Source organism: Nostoc sp. UHCC 0302, from assembly GCF_038096175.1.
Lineage (GTDB): Bacteria > Cyanobacteriota > Cyanobacteriia > Cyanobacteriales > Nostocaceae > UHCC-0302.
Window position 1 is genome coordinate 5,341,462 of sequence record NZ_CP151099.1, and the last position, 20,351, is coordinate 5,361,812.

At 40.5% G+C, this 20,351-nt stretch carries 16 protein-coding genes and 1 pseudogene; 5 read left to right on the top strand and 12 right to left on the bottom strand.

Going from position 1 to position 20,351, the window contains the following annotated elements:
• The first annotated feature begins 43 nt into the window (after positions 1 to 43).
• Positions 44 to 1,087 (top strand): caspase family protein, encoded by a 1,044-nt coding sequence (locus tag WKK05_RS23180; protein ID WP_341525416.1) that lies wholly within the window; start codon positions 44 to 46, stop codon positions 1,085 to 1,087.
• Between the two features lie 235 nt (positions 1,088 to 1,322).
• Here WKK05_RS23180 and WKK05_RS23185 read toward each other — a convergent pair whose 3' ends face one another.
• Positions 1,323 to 2,411, bottom strand: coding sequence for an aromatic ring-hydroxylating dioxygenase subunit alpha (locus tag WKK05_RS23185; protein ID WP_341525417.1), 1,089 nt, complete (start codon positions 2,409 to 2,411; stop codon positions 1,323 to 1,325).
• Between the two features lie 343 nt (positions 2,412 to 2,754).
• Here WKK05_RS23185 and WKK05_RS23190 point away from each other — a divergent pair, with 343 nt between their 5' ends.
• On the top strand, positions 2,755 to 3,168 hold the full coding sequence (locus WKK05_RS23190; RefSeq protein ID WP_341525418.1) for a heavy metal-responsive transcriptional regulator: 414 nt from the start codon (positions 2,755 to 2,757) through the stop codon (positions 3,166 to 3,168).
• Positions 3,169 to 3,230: 62 nt separating this feature from the next.
• Here the strand turns inward: WKK05_RS23190 and WKK05_RS23195 are convergent, their stop codons facing one another.
• From WKK05_RS23195 to WKK05_RS23210, 4 genes and pseudogenes are all read right to left on the bottom strand, one after another.
• A complete protein-coding gene (locus WKK05_RS23195; protein WP_341525419.1) occupies positions 3,231 to 3,458 on the bottom strand; it encodes a hypothetical protein in 228 nt (75 codons plus the stop codon).
• A gap of 19 nt (positions 3,459 to 3,477) precedes the next feature.
• A complete protein-coding gene (locus tag WKK05_RS23200) occupies positions 3,478 to 5,907 on the bottom strand; it encodes a heavy metal translocating P-type ATPase (RefSeq protein WP_341525420.1) in 2,430 nt (809 codons plus the stop codon).
• 138 nt (positions 5,908 to 6,045) lie between these two features.
• A complete protein-coding gene (locus tag WKK05_RS23205; protein WP_341525421.1) occupies positions 6,046 to 6,240 on the bottom strand; it encodes a heavy-metal-associated domain-containing protein in 195 nt (64 codons plus the stop codon).
• 276 nt (positions 6,241 to 6,516) lie between these two features.
• Positions 6,517 to 6,858: pseudogene (locus WKK05_RS23210) on the bottom strand (Uma2 family endonuclease); the annotation flags it as partial.
• 81 nt (positions 6,859 to 6,939) lie between these two features.
• Here WKK05_RS23210 and WKK05_RS23215 point away from each other — a divergent pair.
• Positions 6,940 to 7,878, top strand: a complete 939-nt coding sequence (locus tag WKK05_RS23215) for a gluconolactonase (protein WP_341525422.1) — start codon at positions 6,940 to 6,942, stop codon at positions 7,876 to 7,878.
• 91 nt (positions 7,879 to 7,969) lie between these two features.
• Here WKK05_RS23215 and WKK05_RS23220 read toward each other — a convergent pair whose 3' ends face one another.
• The 6 genes from WKK05_RS23220 to WKK05_RS23245 all read right to left on the bottom strand — a co-directional run bounded on the left by WKK05_RS23220 (position 7,970) and on the right by WKK05_RS23245 (position 15,756).
• On the bottom strand, positions 7,970 to 9,583 hold the full coding sequence (locus tag WKK05_RS23220) for an NAD(P)H-quinone oxidoreductase subunit 4 (RefSeq protein WP_341525423.1): 1,614 nt from the start codon (positions 9,581 to 9,583) through the stop codon (positions 7,970 to 7,972).
• A gap of 260 nt (positions 9,584 to 9,843) precedes the next feature.
• The gene (locus WKK05_RS23225) at positions 9,844 to 10,353 is read right to left on the bottom strand and encodes a hypothetical protein (RefSeq protein WP_341525424.1); all 510 of its coding nucleotides are present in this window, start codon (positions 10,351 to 10,353) and stop codon (positions 9,844 to 9,846) included.
• Between the two features lie 132 nt (positions 10,354 to 10,485).
• Positions 10,486 to 11,397 (bottom strand): homoserine kinase, encoded by a 912-nt coding sequence (thrB, locus tag WKK05_RS23230; protein ID WP_341525425.1) that lies wholly within the window; start codon positions 11,395 to 11,397, stop codon positions 10,486 to 10,488.
• Between the two features lie 226 nt (positions 11,398 to 11,623).
• Positions 11,624 to 13,045 carry a hypothetical protein gene (locus WKK05_RS23235; RefSeq protein WP_341525426.1) on the bottom strand — a complete coding sequence of 474 codons (1,422 nt, stop codon included), beginning with the start codon at positions 13,043 to 13,045 and terminating at the stop codon, positions 11,624 to 11,626.
• 601 nt (positions 13,046 to 13,646) lie between these two features.
• Positions 13,647 to 15,500 (bottom strand): threonine--tRNA ligase, encoded by a 1,854-nt coding sequence (thrS, locus tag WKK05_RS23240; RefSeq protein WP_341525427.1) that lies wholly within the window; start codon positions 15,498 to 15,500, stop codon positions 13,647 to 13,649.
• Positions 15,501 to 15,633: 133 nt separating this feature from the next.
• Positions 15,634 to 15,756 carry a hypothetical protein gene (locus tag WKK05_RS23245; RefSeq protein WP_341525428.1) on the bottom strand — a complete coding sequence of 41 codons (123 nt, stop codon included), beginning with the start codon at positions 15,754 to 15,756 and terminating at the stop codon, positions 15,634 to 15,636.
• Between the two features lie 255 nt (positions 15,757 to 16,011).
• Here WKK05_RS23245 and WKK05_RS23250 point away from each other — a divergent pair, with 255 nt between their 5' ends.
• Both WKK05_RS23250 and WKK05_RS23255 read left to right on the top strand, forming a co-directional pair.
• Positions 16,012 to 16,329: a DUF2605 domain-containing protein gene (locus tag WKK05_RS23250; protein ID WP_341525429.1), complete on the top strand. Its 318-nt coding sequence runs from the start codon at positions 16,012 to 16,014 to the stop codon at positions 16,327 to 16,329.
• A gap of 305 nt (positions 16,330 to 16,634) precedes the next feature.
• Complete coding sequence (locus WKK05_RS23255) at positions 16,635 to 16,964, top strand: DUF2973 domain-containing protein (RefSeq protein ID WP_341525430.1); 330 nt, start codon at positions 16,635 to 16,637, stop codon at positions 16,962 to 16,964.
• Between the two features lie 360 nt (positions 16,965 to 17,324).
• Here WKK05_RS23255 and WKK05_RS23260 read toward each other — a convergent pair whose 3' ends face one another.
• Entirely contained in the window at positions 17,325 to 19,616 is a 2,292-nt protein-coding gene (locus tag WKK05_RS23260; RefSeq protein ID WP_341525431.1) for an amylo-alpha-1,6-glucosidase, read from the bottom strand.
• Positions 19,617 to 20,351: the final 735 nt, after the last annotated feature.

Genomic DNA, 20,351 nt, shown 5'->3' on the forward strand with positions numbered 1-20,351 from the left:
AAGTTATACAGTATAAAAGGCGATCGCATTCCTCACCCACCGTATGACAAACCAAACTTTTACCAATGGTTATGCATTACTTATAGGCGTAGGTGCAGATTTACCTGTGACTGTCAAAGATGCAACTGCTCTACAAGATGTGCTAATTGACCCAAATCGCGCCGCCTATCCACCAGAACAAGTCACACTACTAACCGAAACCTCTGCAACTCGGCAAAATATCCTTGCAGCTTTTGACCAAATCATCACTCAAGTCAATCAAAATCCTGATGCAACTGTCATCATTTACTACTCTGGTCACGGTGGATGCAATAGACGTACTAATGAATACTTCCTTGTCCCTTATGGCTATGACCCTAGCCAACGCGCAGACACAGCTATCTCAGGTGTAGAATTTACCCAAAAAATTGAAGCAATTACAGCGCGTAAACTGGTAGTTTTATTAGATTGCTGTCATGCAAGTGGCGTTCCAGGTTTGAAGGAACCAGGGGAAACATTTGTTAAATCACCCTTACCTCCAGAACTGTTAAATGTGTTAGCAACGGGAAGCGGTCAAGTTGTAGTTGCTTCTTCGCGAGAAGACGAATATTCTTACACGGGTCAACCCTACAGTGCTTTCACAGATTGCTTGTTGGACGCTTTGCAAGGTAAAGCAGCAGTAAATAAAGATGGCTATGCACGTATTCTTGATGTTTTAGTTTACTTATTTGACCAAGTACCTAAAAGAGCTTCGGGGCCGCAACACCCGTTTGTCAACAAAGTGCTGGATTTGGGTGATAACTTTCCACTTTGCTATTACGCAGGTGGGAGTAAATTCTTAGCAGGTGAAACAGCAACCTTTGAAACTACTCCACCTGCTACTAACTTAACTACTGGTCAGCAGCGGCGACTACAGCAAAAACTAGACGCACTTCAAGCAGAATCGGACATCCGCAGCCAAAAGATAAAGCGGATGCGGTCAGATTTGGCAATCGAGGCTGGTACAGCAATTAAATTTCAGTTAGAACAGCAACTTCTTGAAGAAGAGGCTCAACTAGCATATCTAAGTAATGAATTAGATAATATTGAGTCTACATTGCAATCATGAGGTTTAGTAAATATACAGTTATTTGCCAGATGAGAATCAATAAAATAGCGTTATCTAAGAAATTTAGTGTCAATTTATACTATTTTAAATTTGTATAGTGGTTATACTCAACTTTAGGTTCTACCTGGGAATTACGAAGTGGCTTTGCCACTTCTTTTTATAAAAAGGGTAGTTTAAAAAAAACAAGTTAAAAGTTAAAAGTCTCATCAAATTACTTTCAACTTTTAACTTATTATTAGTCATTAACCATATTATCTTGCCATCTCTCACGCTTGGGCTTGCTTTCTGCTTGTTGCGATCGCACTTCTTGCCAAGTACCCCACATCAAAGGTTTCTGTCTTTCAACATGGGTGATCAACTGCATAATTGATTGATCTGCCTTAATCGGAGTTTTCAAATCAAATCGAATTGTCTGAAAAATCTTGCTGTCACCTACAAAAAAGTATTGACCGACAATTTTAGTCAGTAATAACACAAACTGATTATATAACCAACCTAAAAGTCCTTTACGTTTTTTAATCATTAATAGGGGTTGAGATTCAGATTTTCCTCCTTTAATTAAGCGTAGGGGAAACATGATATTTAAATGGAGATAATCAGAATTAATTGTTAATATAGCGGTGCTACCATACCAGTAACAAATAGTGTAAGTAACAGTATTTTTGTAGAAAGGATGGATAACTTTGATGAAAAAAGATTGGTTTTTACCACGTGTACTATTTCTAAAGATAATAGCATTTTGCTCCAATTCCTGTTTTTCAAATACAACTTCTGATGATAGTTTGTGAACTGTATTAAAGTGTTGAGCATCAATGGCATTAATCATTACCACGTTAGGGTGACATTTCAGCAGTAAACGTGGGCCAAAAGTTATATCACAATCCTTTTCTTCCCACTCTGGAACAAAGGGTATAGGTTGTTGGGGAATTTCTCCAGTCCAAACCCAAATCATTCCGTACTTCTCAGCTGTGGGCCAAGTTTTTAACTTAATGGGAAGCGGCTCATCTAAACATGGAATATCAACACAAATCCCTTCAGAATCAAACTTCCAGTGGTGGAAAAAACAACGCAATTCATTACCTTCAACCTTACCTTCAGCAAGGTGAGCGCCCATATGGGGACAATAGGCATCTAAGGTAACTGCCCTTTTGTCTTTACCACGGTAAATTACTAGTTTCCTGCCTAAAATTGTGACAGGTTTGACCTCACCCACCCGCAGATTTTGAGAGGTAATTACCCAATACCATCCCTCAATAAAACGCTCTGGGTTATTAAAATTTTTAGGTTTACGATTTGAGCTAAAATTCTGCGAGTTAACGTTCATTTTTAGGATTTCGCTTGAAGTGAAGCGGTTAATCTAGAAGTAACATAGGAATTTTCATAAAACAGTTACTTTCAGTACTGTAAAAGACATTGCCACAAAACCTTAACTAGATTAAAAATATAATTTTTGGAATAAGAGCTTAAAAAAAGTTACATTTTCTTAGTAAAAGAATATTTTATAAAAGCTAATATCCATTAATAATAGACATTTGCAAAATGAAAACATAGTGAAGTCTCTTATTAAAGATAAATTTCAAATACTGAGGCTAAGTTTTGCTATTCTTATGGAAAGTTAGCAAAGAGAAAAATATGTAATAATAATTACAGAATTTGGGAAATCTGCCGTGTTAACTCAGGATAGTAAACTACTTTTGATTGGTCAGGTAACAAGTTTGAGCGGAATTCCTATTAGGACAATTCGCTACTATGAAAGCTTAGGTTTGCTTAAATCATCAGGCCGAACAGAGGGGGGCTTTCGCCAGTTTTCTTCAGATGTACTTACTCGTCTAGCTTTCATTAAAAGAGCGCAAAACCTTGGTCTTAGCCTGGATGAAATTAGAGCCATACTTCAGGTTTATGACCAAGGACAACCTCCTTGTGGTGAAATTAAAGAAAAGCTGGAAGATAAATTATTGCAAATTGACCGCCAAATTGATCAGTTGGTAACCTTACGTTCTGAGATAGAAGGATTACTTTCAGGCTGGAAGAATATGCGTGGTCAGCAGGAAAATACAATTTGTCCGATCATCCAAAAATAGCAATCAATACTGAATGTTGAGTGATAAGAAAGAATAAGAAAACTGCAAACCTCTGTATTGGTCTAAGATTCAGGACTTTTATATAAGAGAAACCACCATAGTTCTAATCCAATTAAGGTTAAGCCCGCGATCGCAACACCAACTTTCATCCGCAAAGGTTGCTCTATATGCTGAAATTGGCTAGGGTTGTCCGATGGGGAACTCGGCATTTCTGCTACTGCTACACCTGATGTTCCAGCTAGAAGCACTAAACTAGCTAGATTTGCCCAAAACGTTTTTTTGCTGAACATTTGCTAAAGTCCTCTGCAATTAGGAACTAACTTTTGGTTGAAAGTTACGCAATCTTAGGGCATTCGTGACAACAGAAAGCGAAGAAAGAGCCATCGCAGCCCCAGCGATGATGGGATTAAGCAGCCAGCCAGAGAAAGGGAACAGAATTCCAGCCGCAATAGGAATACCAATAACGTTGTAAATAAACGCAAAAAAGAGATTTTGCCTAATGTTGTTGATGGTGGCGTGGCTGAGTTGAATAGCTGTGACTATTGCCTGCAAGTCTCCAGAAATTAGAGTGATATCGCTAGCTGCGATCGCCACATCTGTTCCTGTACCAATAGCAATCCCTACATCTGCCTGTGCTAGTGCTGGTGCATCATTAATGCCATCACCTACCATTGCAACAAGGGATTGGGTACACTTCGACAAGCTCAGTGCATCGCTGGGGATTGGGTACACTTCGACAAGCTCAGTGCATCGCTGGGGATTGGGTACTGGGGATTGGGTACTAGGAGATAAAGGAGAGAGCTGTTCAAGAATTCTTCTTTGTATCTTTCCCTTGTCCTCCCAGTCCCTAATACCCAGCCCCCCTTGTTGCAGAGATTGAATAATCGCCGCCTTCTGATCTGGTCGCACTTCGGCAAAGATGTGCTTGATACCGACTTGAGCCGCGATCGCCTCCGCAGTTTGGCGATTATCTCCAGTCAACATGACTACTTCTAAACCTAACTTTTGTAGTGCTTTAACTGCTGCTGCTGATGATGGTTTTAGGGCATCGGCAATTCCCATTATTCCTTGTATTTGACCATCTACAGCAATCCAAATGACTGTTTTACCAGCAGCCTCCCAAGTCTCTTGATACTGCTGGAGAGCAATGGTGTTAATTCCGAGTTCTGTTAACCAGCGTTGTGTGCCAATTTGTACAAGGCGTTCAGCAACTATGCCTTGTACACCACTACCTGCATTAGCCTCAAAGTTCTTTGCCTCTATTAATTTCACTTCTTGAGATTTGGCATATCTGACAACTGCCTCTGCTAAAGGATGCTCAGAATTGCGTTCTACCGTTGCAGCCAATTGTAAAAGCTGGATTTCATTAGCATTAGCAGTGCCGTTAACAGTTACAAAATCTGTAACCGTGGGTTTCCCCTGAGTCAGAGTTCCAGTTTTATCTAAGACAATAGTTTGGATTTTGTGTGCCAGTTCTAAGCTTTGAGCGCCTTTAATCAAAATGCCATTTTCTGCACCTTTACCCGTCCCCACCATTACAGAAGTGGGAGTCGCTAAACCCAAAGCACAGGGACAGGCGATAATCAGTACACCCACCGTTGTGATTGTTGCTAAGGTAAAGTTGCCTGTAAAAATAAACCAAATAACGAAAGTGGCGATCGCGATCGCAATTACAGCTGGTACAAACCATCCTGTAATTTGATCTGCCAAGCGTTGAATTGGGGCTTTAGAACCTTGTGCCTGTTGTACTAATTTAACTATTTGAGCTAAAAACGTATCTTTTCCAACTCGTGTCACCCGAAACTCAAAACTACCAGTTTTGTTAATCGTTGCCCCAATCACCTCATCTCCTGGTTGCTTCTTAACTGGCAGACTTTCACCTGTCACCATCGCTTCATCTACCGTCGAAGCACCTGCAATCACTTCCCCATCAACCGGAATCTTCTCACCAGGACGCACCAAAATCACATCATTGACTCTAACTTCGGCAATGGGAACATCCATTTCCACACCATTACGAATGACTCTGGCATCTCTGGCTTGCAGTCCAATGAGTTTGCGGATGGCTTCAGAAGTCTGTCCTTTAGCGCGATTTTCCAACAACCGTCCTAGCAAAATTAAAGTAATGACAATTGCTGCAACTTCATAATAAACATGAGGCATCAAGCCCTGAGCAATAAAAAATCCAGGGAAAACAGTAACAAACAAAGAATATAGATATGCTGCACTTGTACCCAAAGTAATCAGCGTATCCATCGTCGCAGTATGCCGTTTAAAAGCTTTCCAAGCATTGCGGTAAAAAGAGCCACCACACCAGAACTCAACGGGTGTTGTCAGCACTAACTGTAGCCAAGGATTATGTAGAAATTCTGGAATCAGGGACAAGTGCAGCCCTGTCATCATCGGCAATGACCCGAAAAACAAGAAAAAGCTGATTATACCCCCAACCACTACCTTAAGGGTGAGTTGACGTTGTTCTGACAGCCTACTGCCTTTTTCAACATCATCTTCTCTAGTAAGTATGTCTTCCTGGAGTGAAGACGAGTAACCCGCAGCGTCGATAGCAGCTTGGATTTTCTCCAAATTGGTTCGCTGGCGATCGTAATTAATAGTGGCTTGTTCTGCTCCAAAGTTAACGTTGCAGTCAATCACCCCTGGAACTGAGCGAATCGCTTTTTCAACATTATTGGCGCAAGCAGCACAGCTCATGCCTCGGAGTTTGAGTGTAAGATTATCCATACTGGGAATTAGGGATTGGGGATTAGGAATTAGGGATTAGGGATTAGGGGTTAGGGATTAGGGACTCGTTCATTCACTTCAAAACCTCAACATCTCCCAGTCCCCAGTCCCCAGTACCTAGTCCCCAGCCCCCTTTCTTCAGACAACTGGATAGCCAGCAGCAGCCAATGCTTCCTTAACTGCTGTTTCTGATGCTTGAGTTTCTACACTGACAAGCTTGGTTGTAGGATCAGCCTGAATAGTGGCGTTGGCATCAACTGCTTGAAGTGTTTTGGTAATGGTGTTTGCACAAGCAGAACAAGCCATGTTGGGAACTGTGAGTGTCAGAGTCATAGATTTACGGGATAGAATGAACAACTTTGCCAGATCAAGCTGGATGACTAGGGCGCATCTGTCAAGATACAAAAATATTTGATTTCTGCCTAAGAGTCGCCTTGAATTTATCCTAGACTCTCTACCCGACTGGAGAGTCTAGAGAATTTTAAAAGTTTTTAGCTAAAGTTGAAATTTCTTTACAGCTTTGGTCTAACTGAGTAACCATAGCCAATTTAAAATACATCACACTACCACAAAGTCAGGAGAAATCGGGGCAAACTTTTTTCGCAGTTATGGCGGTATTTCTTCCCAGCGATCGCGTTTTATCCACGCTGCATCTGGTGATCGCACCGCACCATTCGGCAAAGTAAACCCACCACTGGAACCAAACCCTACACCTGTACCATCTTGCTTTGTCCATACCCACAACTGCCCAACTAAGTTAAAGTTGCGTTCATCAGTTTCGCAACCATTAGGGGGCATAATCACTAATTTTCCAGCAGCATTGCGTTCGATGCGAAAGTCGCGGTTGATCTGATAAAACTCATAAAACTGATCGTCAGTCATGGCGATCGCAGGTTGTAATTGCAAAACCACTGGTATAATTTCTGTGTCTACAGGTAAGTTAGTAGCCATAGTTGTTCTGTGGAGACTTCACCTGTCTCGTAAGATATCTCTTTGGGAAAATAAATTTTTAGGGGAGTGCGGTAGGTTAATATGGGAAATTCCGCAGGTTTACCGTCTATTTACGCAGATAAGCCGATTGAATTAGCACCTGCTAAAATTATTACCTCGTTCCCAGTCAATACTTTTTTGGAAAATCTAGCGATACCTGCGGCGGGCTACGTCTACGCACCAGATTGCACAATTTTTGTAACCAATCACGAAGTTGGCGAGATTGTTCGCATTACCCCAGATGGCAATCAGCAAATTCATGCCACTGTTGAAGGCAAAGTAAGTGGTCTTGCTTTCACTACCAACGGCGATCTGGTGGCAACAGGCTGGAATGCTGATTCTATACCTGTGGTTTCTCTAGTTAAAAGTGATGGCACGGTGGAAACCTTGCTGACACTACCAGATGCTATATTTCTTAATGGCATCACCCCACTTTCTGGCACTCAGTATTTGGCAGCAGATTCCTATCGCGGTGCAATCTGGCTAATTGATGTTGCTCAACGCCGTGGATCAATTTGGTTAGAACATCCAATGCTTGCTCGTAGCAGTTCTGAGAGCGTGTTTCCAGCTGCAAATGGCTTGAAGCGTTTTGGTGATTTCCTCTACGTTTCAAATACGGAAAAAATGTTGCTGTTGCGGATTCCTGTTGATACCGCTAATAATCCAGGTGAGCCGGAAATTTTTGTTGAGCAAACTAATATTGATGACTTTGCCTTTGATGTGGAAGGCAACCTTTATGGAGCAACGCACATTTACAATAGTGTAGTAAAAATTGCACCCGATCGCAGTACTACTATCATTGCTCAAGCTGAGTCAGGTGTAATTGGTAGCACAGCAGTGGCTTTTGGTCAAAGCGAGGGCGATCGCACTGCGATATATGTTGTGACTAATGGGGGAATGTTTTTACCTCCTCCCACAGGTGTGGTTCCTGCTAACGTTGTTCGACTAGAAGTTGGTAAAGCTGGATATTCACTTGCTTGAGAATGCCAAAATTTTAGGGATGGTTACGAAACCATCCCTATATTCCCCTCTTATTAAAATCTACTTTCAGCATACTTCCTGAGAAGTATATTTACTGAGCAATATTAACTAAACTTTCAACTTCAGAAGTGGCCAATGTTGGCGCTGTAAAAATACGCGAGTAGAGACTTGATGGTTGCTGATGAGCTACAACTGGTAGAACTTGACGAGCATGAGTTGCTAATTCTACTGCTTTCACATCATAAGTCTGCGTTGCCAACTTGGGATAAAAGCCGATACCGATGATTGGAAGTAGCAAACAAGCAGTGATAAACAGTTCGCGTGGTTTAACATCAGAGATTACAGCATCCAAGTGTAACTCTTCACTTTGGTTGCCGTAGAATACTTGGCGCAGCATCGACAGTAAGTAAATTGGAGTCAAAATCACACCAACCGCTGACAACAGGAGGACTACAATTTTGAAACTGGAACTGTAAACATCACTGGTGGCGATACCGAGAAATACCATCAACTCACCGACAAAGCCACTCATTCCTGGTAAAGCTAGAGAAGCCATTGAACCAACGGTAAACAGAGCAAAGGTTCTAGGCATTACTTTCGCCATCCCACCCATTTTATCCATCATCAAGGTGTGGGTGCGTTCGTAAGTTACGCCTGACAGGAAGAACAAGCTAGCAGCAATCAAACCGTGAGAAACCATCTGTAGCACCGCGCCACTGATTCCCAATTCTGTATAAGAAGCAATACCAATTAACACAAACCCCATGTGGGCAATTGAAGAGTAAGCCAAGCGGCGTTTGAGATTGGTTTGAGCAAAAGCACAGCAAGCACCATAGACGATATTCACTACACCTAAAATCGCCAGCACTGGTGCGAAGTAAACATGAGCATTGGGCAACATCTCAACGTTGAAGCGGATGAGAGCATAACCACCCATTTTGAGCAATACCCCAGCCAAAATCATCGAGCCAGGTGCTGATGCTTCACCGTGAGCATCAGGTAGCCAAGTGTGCAAGGGGAAAATTGGCAGCTTTACTCCGAAAGCAATTAATAAACCTGCATAAACTAATAATTCAAAGGCTTTCGGATATTGCTTCATTCCCAGAGCCGCCATGTCGAAGGTGATGGTATCTCCAGAGAATGCCATTGCAAAACCAGCTATCAATATAAATATAGATGCAGCCGCAGTATAGATAATAAATTTAGTTGCTGCATAGCGGCGCTTTGGCCCTCCCCAAATGGAAATCAGCAAGTAAACGGGTACTAACTCGATTTCCCACATTAGGAAGAACAACAGCATATCCTGAGCGAGAAACACGCCTAGCTGGGCGGTGTACATCGCTAACATCAAACCATAAAATAATCGCGGCTTGTTGGTAACTTTCCAAGCCGCGAAGATTGCGAGAGTATTAATTAAGCCTGTTAGGAGTATTAGCGGCATCGATAAACCATCAACCGCTACAGACCAATTCAAACCTAACTGTGGTACCCAAGGATAGTTTTCTACAAGTTGGAATGTTGAGTTTTGGAAGTCGTAGTGATACCAAAAAGCATAAATCATTAATGCAAAGTCGGCGATCGCTACTCCCAAACCATACCACCGAACGGTTTTACCTTCTTTGTCTGGGATTAAGGGGATGGCTAAGGCAGCCACCAAGGGCAAGAGAATTATGGCCGTTAGCCAAGGAAGTTCAATATCATTCATCACTGCTGACAATTAATTTACGTTTTTTCTTTTGATTACATTATATTAAGGAATTCGTACTTTTGTTAAGGTTATTTATCCCTAAAAGATTAAATTTTAGATTTCTATAGTAATAAATACTCAAGAACTCCTTCCAAAGTCCATTCTAAATGTAAACTTTTGCTAAGTCAACAAAAAACGGCGGCTAACGCCACCGTCTTCAGTTATAGTCTTGCTTGAGCTTGGGTCAAACATTGGGTAGAGGAGTATTAGCTCATATTTCACACAATCCGGTTGACAATTGTCCAAACTTCCCCATCTGATCGGACATAGGGAACTGATATGGTTTTGAAGCCAGTAATAAAAGGTTTGTAATACACCTGCCAATAGATGGGACTAAGTTGATCAGCACAAGCTTTCAGGCTGCGGATTTCTTTTGATAGTTCTGCTGCGAGTTGATTAACGCGTTCAGCATGAATCTGAGCCACTCTTTTTGCCTCATCTAGCTGCTGCTGTTGAGTAAGTTGTTTTGGTTCAATTTGGCAACACTCTAATTCAGCTTGTTTTTGGTGTAGCTGCACTTCTAGAGCTGCGATCGCATCATCAATGCCCTTGAGTTCAGCAGACAATTGGGGATTTTCCCTGGCATGGCGACGGTAAACTTCAACCATTGCTAAGGGTGAATGATTCTCGCTAGATACTACATTATTAATAGAGAGCGCAGCGCGTTCTTGCTGTAGAACCTGTATTTGAGAGTTAAGCGCCGCTATTTCAGTCTGGATTTGCTCCATGTATTTGAGTCCTGTGTGGGGGAGTGGAGGAGTGGGGGAGTGGAGGAGTGGGGGAGTGGAGGAGTGGGGGAATGGGTTAGTAATTTTTAATTGTTCCCCCCTCTCCCTATCTCCCCCTCTCCCCCTCCTCTTCTAGCTGACTGCGCCTTGGGTATCTAAAGAAAGCGATCGCACTTCAGCTGTAATTCCTTCTTCTTTCCAAGCAGTGGAAATCGCTGTTTCCACTGCCTCTGAGTGCAATTTATCCGCCAAAGCTAACAGTGTCGGCCCTGCACCACTAATTACCATGCCATAAGCACCAGCAGTAACAGCTGCTATATTCACAGCATCGTAACCAGGAATTAGGACTTTGCGATAAGGCTGATGCAATCTATCTTGCAAAGCAGCCCTTAACCATTCTCCCTTACCAGTTTCCAATCCACGCAACAACAATCCTAGATGTGCAGTGTTAAAAATGGCATCTGCACGACTCACCTCAGTTGGAAGAACGCGCCGTGCTTCTTGAGTGGAAAGTTCAAAATCAGGAATAGCCACTATCGCTACAACATCCCCATGCCAGGGAACATCACAAATTTCCCAACCTCCGCCACTGCTAGCAGCGAGACGGCATCCCCCCAATAAAGCAGGAACTACATTATCAGGATGGCCTTCCGTTGCGATCGCTAACTCCATCACCTGCAACTGAGACAGAGGCGCACCCGCCAGCTGATTAGCAGCAACCAACCCACCCACAATTGCTGTAGCTGAACTACCTAAACCTCGTGCTAATGGCACACCCAGCTGAATTTCTATTTTCACTGCTGGCGGTGTCTGCTCTATATGTTGATAGAAATTTACAAATGCTTGGTAGAGCAGATTGCTCTCATCAGTTTGTACTCGTTCAGCTTCTGTACCAGTGACATTAATAATTAACCCACCCTCTTCTAGACGAGTAAACTTGAACTTGTTGTAAAGCTTTAACGCCGCACCGATGCAGTCAAAACCAGGCCCTAAATTAGCAGTTGTACCAGGAACGGTAACAGTGACACCAGAAACAACAGACATCTTCAAATACTCACTAATCAATCAACCAGCATCCCATGTAAATGATTGATTTGTTCAATATTATCAGGAGTTACGCAAAATATCTCTCAAACTGTCATTTTTTCGTATACTCTGTTTTGGAAAGTTCTGAGCGTCAGAACTTTCAGCTGCGCCTCTGCAGTTCGTTATTCCGTAACTCGTGTGTAATTCTTAATTATATTCATTTGCAACTCAGTAATTTATTGATTCAATTCGTCAACGATTTTTTTTGAGTTTGGATATCACGCACAAACCAAAATAGAATTACTACTAAGGCCGGTACAACCGTTAGAAGTTTTAAAAGTGGCAAATTTAAAGTAAGAGGATTTGTAAGGCATAATATGATGCTGGTAATGGCAAATCGTTTTGAATGTATGTTTAAAGCTACTACTGCTAAAAGAACAGAGGAGTACCAAGAACAATACCAAGGAGTAGCTAATATAAATAATATTAAGGTAATCCATCCTAGATTTAGACTAAGATTAGTTTCATCATAATTTTTTTTAAAATATGGTTTAGTAAGAATGATAATATAAGAAACTACAAATATACTAAACATTATAGTTTTAAATATCGAGAATACGAACTTTTGTAAACTTATAGGAAGGTTCAGATGTTTTAAACTTAGTACTTGCGTAACTAAGGCATATATTGAATTAATTACTCTTTCTTTAACCCCAGGATTCAATAGGCTTTCCCAAGACTCGACTGTAGGTAAAACTGTAAGATCAGCTGCTATGACTATAGCTACAGAGACAGAAAGAGCAATAAATAAACTTTTCCAACGCTGTTGCTTAATTAAATAAACAAAAATTAGAGGTAACCAAATAATTGGTAATGTTTTAATTAAAAAGCCAATCCAACCTGCAATAATTGCAGCTATATAACTACGCTTTTTAAGACAGATTATTAAAATAATTAAAACTGTGGAAATAAAGACATCAATGTGTGCATTTGTAACTTGCTCATATAACATAAATGGACTTATTATATATGCAATTGTAACATTACTTCTATATGGAGATATTTTTAAATACTGCCATATCAAATAAGAATTTATTATGTGAAATACAAGACATAGCAATTTAAATACATAAATTCCTAAGCTTGGACTAATTGTAGTGAAATAAGCGGAAAACATGAAAAATAGTTGCGATATAGGCCCATAAGTTGAAGTCTGTTTCCAGGCAAGAAATGGAGATAAGCTTGAGGTAAATGTATTTGCAGCATTAAGAAAAGGGTTGATTTTATTTAAATCCATTAACCCATAATGTACATATAAGTTAATATCACCAGTTACTGGATAACTTATAAAGGCAATTAACAAAAAAAATGAAGTGTTTTTTAGTATTTTTGTAAAATTTATATATATTTGTCCTTGTTTATTTATTACTAGCCAGATAATATAAATAATATTTAGACCAAAATATTCTATACCTATTCTTAGTTTGACAAAACTATTGGAGAAATCTGGCACATTTCTTTCCCCTTGAGAATTAGCTAAAGCCTCAATATAAAAGGAATAAGCTCTGAGCGCCAATTCTAAAAAGAATATTAGTGACAAAATTATGGCAATTACTAACAATATTTTGTTATTTTTATCGTTTTGATAATTATTTGTGTTAAGCATAATTATGCAAAATAAATAGAAATTTACCTTTACCTTTGCTGCATTGATGAATTGAGATATTAAATGCAAAAATCAGATATTCTCAATTCTTACTCTCTGTGTTTCTGGGTAATACAAATTCATCAAATTCATATTCTCAATCAGCAAGGCCCACTTTTCTTATTAAAACGAGCGCTTATTTAGTATTAATTTCCATGTGAGTCTATATGTTCAATAGGACTCTATATCTGCACAATAAGCTTTAGATATTTTGAAGCATTACCAAGAGCGATCGCACAAGAAATGCATCTGCTTGACGTTTAGTCTAAAACATAACTTAAGTGAAATATGAAATACTTCTGTTAAAAATAAAAAGATTACGTAAAGTTTTTATAAAATGATATTAAAAGTACCCGACCAATCTAAGCGCTTTCTACATTTAAACGAATGATAATATAAAATGAGGCTTCACCTCATCAAAATTTTGTATTTTATAATACTAAATAGCCTAAAGTTAATTCATATAATCAACAGTAGCTAAGACGCTTAATTAATAGAAAAATTTTAAAACTATCTGATGATAGTAGGATCTGTGGGGTAGCAAGGCCCACCCCACTTATTGCTAGAAGTTCTCGAAGTTAGCGATCGCTCCTTTCAACTTATCCACTACCTCATCCACAGGTATAGCTCCTAACTCACCAGAGGCGCGAGTACGAATACTCAAGGCGTTGGTTTCAACTTCTTTAGCTCCTACAATTGCCATTACTGGTATTTTTTCTTTTTCAGCATTGCGAATCTGTTTACCCAAACGATCACCGCTGGTATCGACTTCTGCACGGATACCAAATGCTTGCATCTTTGTTACTATATCTTTGGCAAAATCCAGTTGTGTTTCACCCACTGGTAGCAATCTGGCTTGTACTGGCGCTAACCATAAAGGGAAATCCCCAGCGTATTCTTCAATTAAAATTCCAATTAGCCGTTCTAGCGAACCAAAAGGCGCACGGTGAATCATTACTGGACGTTTGCGTGAACCATCTTCAGCGACGTACTCCAACTCAAAGCGTTCTGGCAAGTTGTAATCTACCTGCACAGTTCCTAACTGCCATTCCCGTTCTAAGGCATCACTGAAGATAAAGTCGAGTTTTGGCCCATAAAATGCCGCTTCGCCAATTCCCTCAAAATGTTCCATTCCCAACTGTTCCACTGCACGACGAATCGCACCTTCAGCTTTATCCCAAACTTCATCAGAACCGATGTACTTATCACTCGCTGGATCGCGGAAACTAAGTCTAGCTTTAAAGTTTTTCAGTTGCAGTTTATTGAACACCGACAAAATCAAATCCACTACATTGAGGAATTCGTTGTCAAGTTGTTCTGGAGTAACGAACAAGTGAGAATCATCTACAGTGAAACCGCGCACTCGCGTTAAACCACCCAATTCTCCTGACTGTTCGTAACGGTAAACTGTGCCAAATTCTGCCAGTCGCATCGGTAGTTCCCGATAAGAGCGCAACTCGCTTTGATATATTTGGATATGGAAGGGACAGTTCATCGGCTTAAGGACAAAGCCCTCTTCTTTGGCAGCGGCTTCCTCGTCATCCGCCATCAAAGGAAACATATCTTCTTTATATTTCTGCCAGTGTCCAGATTTTTTAAATAAATCGACTTTAGCAACATGGGGAGTCACTACAGGCAGATAACCCCGTTTTAACTGTTCTTGCTTAAGGAAGTCTTCCAAAGTACTCCGTAAAAGAGTACCCTTTGGCGTCCACAAAGGAAATCCTGGCCCTACTAAATCAGAAAATATAAATAATCCCAGTTCTTTACCGAGTTTGCGATGATCTCGACGCAAAGCTTCTTCTTTGCGCCGCTTGTACTCAGCAAGTTGTTCTGGGCTTTCCCAGGCGGTGGCATAAATGCGTTGTAGCTGCGCCTTGGTTTCATCTCCACGCCAATAAGCGCCGGCAACGCTTTCTAGTTCAATGGCTTTCGGGTTTAATTCTTTGGTGTTTTCCACATGAGGCCCAGCACACAAATCCCACCATTCATTCCCCAGGTGGTAAATCGTGATTGGTTCCTGTTTAATATCGGCTAGGATTTCTAGCTTGTAAGGTTCCTTAATTTCTTGAATGCGGCGTTCGGCTTCTTCGCGACTGACTTCTTCCCGAATCACTGGCAGTTTGCGATTGATAATTTTTACCATCTCTTTCTGGATGGCTTTGAGATCAGTCTCGTTAAATGGTTCTGGATTGTCAAAGTCGTAATAAAAACCGTTTTCAATCCAGGGGCCAATTGTAACTTGTGCCTTGGGAAACAGCTTTTGTACTGCCATTGCCATCACGTGGGAAGCGGTATGGCGAATCTTTTTTAAATTCTCCGATTCGCTGGTACGCGGTAAATACATTTTTTCAGGTTGTGCTGACTGCTCTGACTGATTTGATGAGAATTGTGGCGACATTGGCTGCTGAACCATTGGCGAAGTGATTACAAAAGTTGATTTATTTGATGATGTATATGCTTATTCAACTATAACGGCTTTGATTTCTGTCAGTTTATCTTTATCTATCAGGTGCTGAATTAATTTGCATAGGGGATGCAGACAAACTTTATTGCCAATTCGCCGCGATCGCCCAAAGGGCAGTGGTAAAGCCAATCGCTAAACTATAAACTATCTTTGATTGCAACTGGTAAAGGATAGTCGCGGCAATAGAGCCACATTCAATACTCAAAAAGCTTACTTAATAAGCTCTTTAACCCTAAGAAAATAGTATAGTCAGCGCTCAGTTATTTATCTCTATAGATGTATAGACATTTCTCCCAGGGGAACTATGCAAACCCAATGTCAGGACTATATAATAAAATCTGTATTATTCGTTACAAAACTTTTTGGTTTTCTCACATATTTGTGATTAATATGGGAGAATTGTTAAGAAGAGTAAATAACGTTAATATTAGTAAGAAAGTTGGAAATATTCTTCTAATTTATGCCAGACTCAAATTTACCAGGGACTGAGTTGCTGAAAACAGTTTTAGAACCCCTGCTGGATGATTTTCAGTTTTGGTTTACGCGATCGCGCGACTTGCTAGAATCTGAGCAACTCTCATTTATGAGTCATCAAGATCAATCAGATTTGCTCTTACGAGTTAAGCAAGCACAGAATGAACTGAACACAGCAAAAATGCTATTTACTGCGACTGATCGCCAAGTCGGGATTGACATGGCAACTTTAATGCCTTGGCATCAATTAGTAACAGAATGTTGGGACGTGTCAATGCGTTTCTATCGCTCACGTGAAGTCTGAAGTTAAACTTTTGCATCTGCAAAACTTTGACAGACTGCTTAGCTAAAGCAAGGCAGCACATGAGCTGCAAGAAATAGTAGAAAATCCTTAACATTGTCTTAACATTATCTCGATTAACAAAATAATGTATCCTATGCTACCGTAATTAAAATAACGGTTGACAGTTTACTCCTTATAAAAAGAAGCGCACAGCAAAAAGTGTACTGAGTATTTGTCTTAGCTGTGAGTCACAGTCTCGGCAAAGCAAAGCGTTACAAAATAAAGTTTTAAAAGTTTTAAAAATTGCTGCCCTGGAGGAAAATCCGATGTTACACCTACTTTACATTCTTGCTTTTACTATCCTTGCATTTATAGCTGTTGCTAACCTAATCCGTAACCTGATTATGTTTAGTTTTGACCGAGAGCGGACTTACCCAACTAAATCCTCGGCAATGTCTAATCAAGGCAACTTTAGCTATCTCTCATCAAGAAAACAGTTTATACCTCATCCAGAGTTATTGGATAACGCAGGCAATTTAATTAAAGAGCCGTTGTTAGTGATGCGTTCCATCAACGTTGATGATGCCCGTCAACAACTGGATGCTCTTTATGAAGCTTCACCAGGACATAAGAGAGAAAATCAAGAGGAAGCTTAAAAAATTAATTTCACAATTCAATAAAGATATTTCCAGTGGGTGATTTTAGACGGCGACTGAAACAAACGTTACTCAGCAGCCACCTCAATAGTTTTGTGATTGAGAAAAACTATGCTTTCATCTTTCACAGAGATGAAAATTAAAGCTTGAAAAACATTCGTTTTAAAGTTTGTTTAAAAGAGTTTTTTTGAATCCATAAGGCAGCACTAATTTTAGAATTAGTTAACTCCGACACTAAGAGTTCAGTAATCTGAATCTCATAGAGAGTTAACAAATTTATTGTGAAAGAAGGAGAAACTATCTTACCTTCTTTCTTTTTTTCTTATCTCTTTACTCAGCACTTACAACTCAGAACTTGTTTTAGGCTTCAATAACTACCCGGAGATTGCCGCGTTTTTTAGCTACGCGACAAGCAGTCGTGCTACCAGAACGCTCGAATTCTAAATCGAGGATGGTGGGGCCAACCCGCAAGTTATGGAAAGACAAACGATTAATTGATTCTGGTAAAGCGGGGTCGATAATTCGCAGGCAATTATTTTGAGCATCAGGCACTAAGTTGACCATCATTTGCAGTAGTTGAAAGATACTGCCTGTAGCCCAAGCTTGGGGAGTGCAGGCAACTGGATACTGCACTGGGGAGTTATCACCGTTACGTTCGTAGCCGCAGAAAAGTTCTGGAGGACGTTGATAAGGTTGGTAACTCGTCATCTCGAATAAACCTTGGAAAAGTTCTAAGGCTTGATCAATTAGACCAAGCGATCGCAATCCGATCGCAATGAGAGAATTATCGTGTGGCCAAACCGAACCAATGTGATAGCCCATTGGATTATAAGCAGGTGACAAACTACTCAAGGTACGAATGCCCCAACCATTAAACATATCTGGCGCACGTAGACGTTCTGCCACGCTATAGGCTTTTTCGGGTGTGAAGATACCCAAATGTAGACAATGACCAGGATTGGATGTAATACTTTCCACTGGCTTACCATCTCCATCCAAAGCCAAAGCACAAAAGTCTTCGTCTTGCATCCAAAAGTCTCTATTAAAACGAGCCTTGAGGTTTTTGGCCTCTTCTAGCCAACGGTCTGCCAAGTCAAGTCGCTTCTTCATCTTAGCTATTTCTGCTAGGCGCATTTTAGCAGCATAAACATAAGCTTGCACCTCACAAAGGGCAATTGGCCCATTGGCTAGTTCTCCTTTGCGGTCTACAATGCAGTCACCAGAATCTTTCCAACCTTGGTTAACAAGACCACGTTTAGATTTAAGGTAGTAGCTCAGGTAGCTGTTTTGTCTTGTATTGCGGTCAATCCACTCCATTGCAGCTAAAGCATTCGGCCAAAGCAGCTCTAATAGTTCTTGGTCGTGAGTCCAAGCATAATATTCGGCATATAGCATTAACCACAGGGGAGTGGCATCGATTGTACCGTAATAAGGTGTATGGGGAATTTCTTGACAACGAGCCATTTCCCCCAAGCGCAACTCGTGCAAAATCTTACCTGGTTCTTCTTCACGCCATTCATCGTCAATTTTCCCTTGATGTATCGCTAGTAAAATCAAAGTTTCCTTGGCGATTTGGGAGTTTAACATCAAAGTTTGAGAAGCTGTAATCAGCGAATCCCGTCCAAAGAGTGTGGAAAACCAAGGCACTCCAGCGGAAACAGTCTTATGCTTACCAAAAGACTGGCGCAACAAATACATATCTTGCTCAGCTTGTTCAATCACTCGATTGAAGATGCTTTTATCAGAGCTAATCCGGGTAATTTGTTGCACCCAGTGTTGTTCCTCCATCAACTCAGCGGCTTTAGCCTGCGCTAAGGTAATAGCAGCACTGACGGTAGAACTAGATTTGTTGTTTGTCAACATATTGACCCGATAACCCAACTTTTGGGTTTCGTGAGAAGCTAACTCTAGCTGCCAAACCGCAGTGTAACCTTTGCAATAGTCTGGTTGCCGATGCTGGAAAAGGATACGGGATTCCATCACCGAGCCATCTAGACCTTGATAGGCCAGTGTTAAAGATTCTTCTCTTTGTGTGTGAGGCTGAGTCTGTGGAGGCAAAACGCTATCGCCGCTAAAAGATATCCCTTCTTCAGATGTTGGTTCTACTAAGCGTAAAAGCCTACCCCGTTTGTCTCTGCCATAACCCCGGACTTCAAATAAATCGACAAAATCTGCATCAAAGCTAATACTTAGTTCAAAACTGACAGTGGTTGTGCTGTAGTTAGATACCTCTATTTCTTCAAACAGCGCTCCATTGAGTACCATTTCTCGACGAATCCCTACAGTGTCAGCTTTGAGACGTTCGTCAATTCTGGGGTTAGTACACAAAATCGAAAGTGTAAATCCTTTTTCAGCAGTACTGCTCAGGAGTGTAGGCGATCGCCCTTCAACTTGCAACTCTAAGCGACTAAGAAAGCGCGTATCAGCACAAAATAGTCCCATGCTGGGATTCCCATCGTTGAGGGAACAGCCGGAAATATTCCCGATAGTATCCGTTACAAAAAATAAATCATCATCCTTTACCGTCAGGGTTGGCTGTGGTCTTTCACTGACAACACAAGGCCACTCCGAAATAGGTAATTGTTCTGCTGGAATAAAAGTTTTTCCGTCCAAGAAAATTTTTTCCGGGGTCATGAATGTATCCGGTGTCATTAGCCAAAGTTCCGTGTACAGGTCTACATTTTGCTGGTCGTATTAAATGAACAACAGAGAAGTCTAAGGGTCGGCTTCCTCTGCTTAGAAGTTTGCAGGCGGCTTTCCGTAAGGATGGGTCGATTCTCTCTGCTTGCTACTTCTGGAGAAATACCTCTCCAAAAATAATTAGAGCTATGCTATTTTAGCCAAAATAATATTCATCTGCTGCTGGCAAAATATTAGTCTGTAATTTTAAATAAAATTATATTTTTTACTTCTGAAGTCAAGCCCAGAAACTGGCGATTTTCAATTGATTTATGCGGTACTATAGCTTCAGGGTCATAAGGCACAGTAAATACTCAGTTAAGATGCAAAAGCTACGGTTTTCTATAGGTGGACATAGCAGTATTGACTTACATTATATAAATTAAATTCATGTTTTTTAGTTATTTAGTATTTGATTAGACAAATTTATAATATTGAATAAAATCTCATTAATTAACTATCAATTAAATTATGTAAATGTAGTAATAAGTTCTGGCTCATAAGATTAAGTTAGTAAAGTAAGTTGTTATTTATAAATGCCAGGGCTGGTAATGATTAATAAGTTTTTCCAATTATCACTTACCAAATCTACAAACCACATCTACCGTGAAGTAAGTACTTTGGTCAGAATCTGATTATTTAATACATAAGGATATTAGCCAATAGATCAAGTGACGAACGGTTATACCATATCGATGGCGATCGCAC

What these genes read in the sequence shown, in the direction of transcription:
- WKK05_RS23225 (WP_341525424.1), bottom strand. Translation starts at nt 10,353, where the DNA reads ATGGAGCAAATCCAGACTGAAATAGCGGCGCTTAACTCTCAAATACAG.
- WKK05_RS23195 (WP_341525419.1), bottom strand. Translation starts at nt 3,458, where the DNA reads ATGTTCAGCAAAAAAACGTTTTGGGCAAATCTAGCTAGTTTAGTGCTT.
- WKK05_RS23205 (WP_341525421.1), bottom strand. Translation starts at nt 6,240, where the DNA reads ATGACTCTGACACTCACAGTTCCCAACATGGCTTGTTCTGCTTGTGCA.
- WKK05_RS23255 (WP_341525430.1), top strand. Translation starts at nt 16,635, where the DNA reads ATGTTACACCTACTTTACATTCTTGCTTTTACTATCCTTGCATTTATA.
- thrB (WP_341525425.1), bottom strand. Translation starts at nt 11,397, where the DNA reads ATGTCTGTTGTTTCTGGTGTCACTGTTACCGTTCCTGGTACAACTGCT.
- WKK05_RS23260 (WP_341525431.1), bottom strand. Translation starts at nt 19,616, where the DNA reads ATGACACCGGATACATTCATGACCCCGGAAAAAATTTTCTTGGACGGA.
- WKK05_RS23235 (WP_341525426.1), bottom strand. Translation starts at nt 13,045, where the DNA reads ATGCTTAACACAAATAATTATCAAAACGATAAAAATAACAAAATATTG.
- WKK05_RS23180 (WP_341525416.1), top strand. Translation starts at nt 44, where the DNA reads ATGACAAACCAAACTTTTACCAATGGTTATGCATTACTTATAGGCGTA.
- WKK05_RS23200 (WP_341525420.1), bottom strand. Translation starts at nt 5,907, where the DNA reads ATGGATAATCTTACACTCAAACTCCGAGGCATGAGCTGTGCTGCTTGC.
- WKK05_RS23220 (WP_341525423.1), bottom strand. Translation starts at nt 9,583, where the DNA reads ATGAATGATATTGAACTTCCTTGGCTAACGGCCATAATTCTCTTGCCC.
- thrS (WP_341525427.1), bottom strand. Translation starts at nt 15,500, where the DNA reads ATGGTTCAGCAGCCAATGTCGCCACAATTCTCATCAAATCAGTCAGAG.
- WKK05_RS23215 (WP_341525422.1), top strand. Translation starts at nt 6,940, where the DNA reads ATGGGAAATTCCGCAGGTTTACCGTCTATTTACGCAGATAAGCCGATT.
- WKK05_RS23250 (WP_341525429.1), top strand. Translation starts at nt 16,012, where the DNA reads ATGCCAGACTCAAATTTACCAGGGACTGAGTTGCTGAAAACAGTTTTA.
- WKK05_RS23185 (WP_341525417.1), bottom strand. Translation starts at nt 2,411, where the DNA reads ATGAACGTTAACTCGCAGAATTTTAGCTCAAATCGTAAACCTAAAAAT.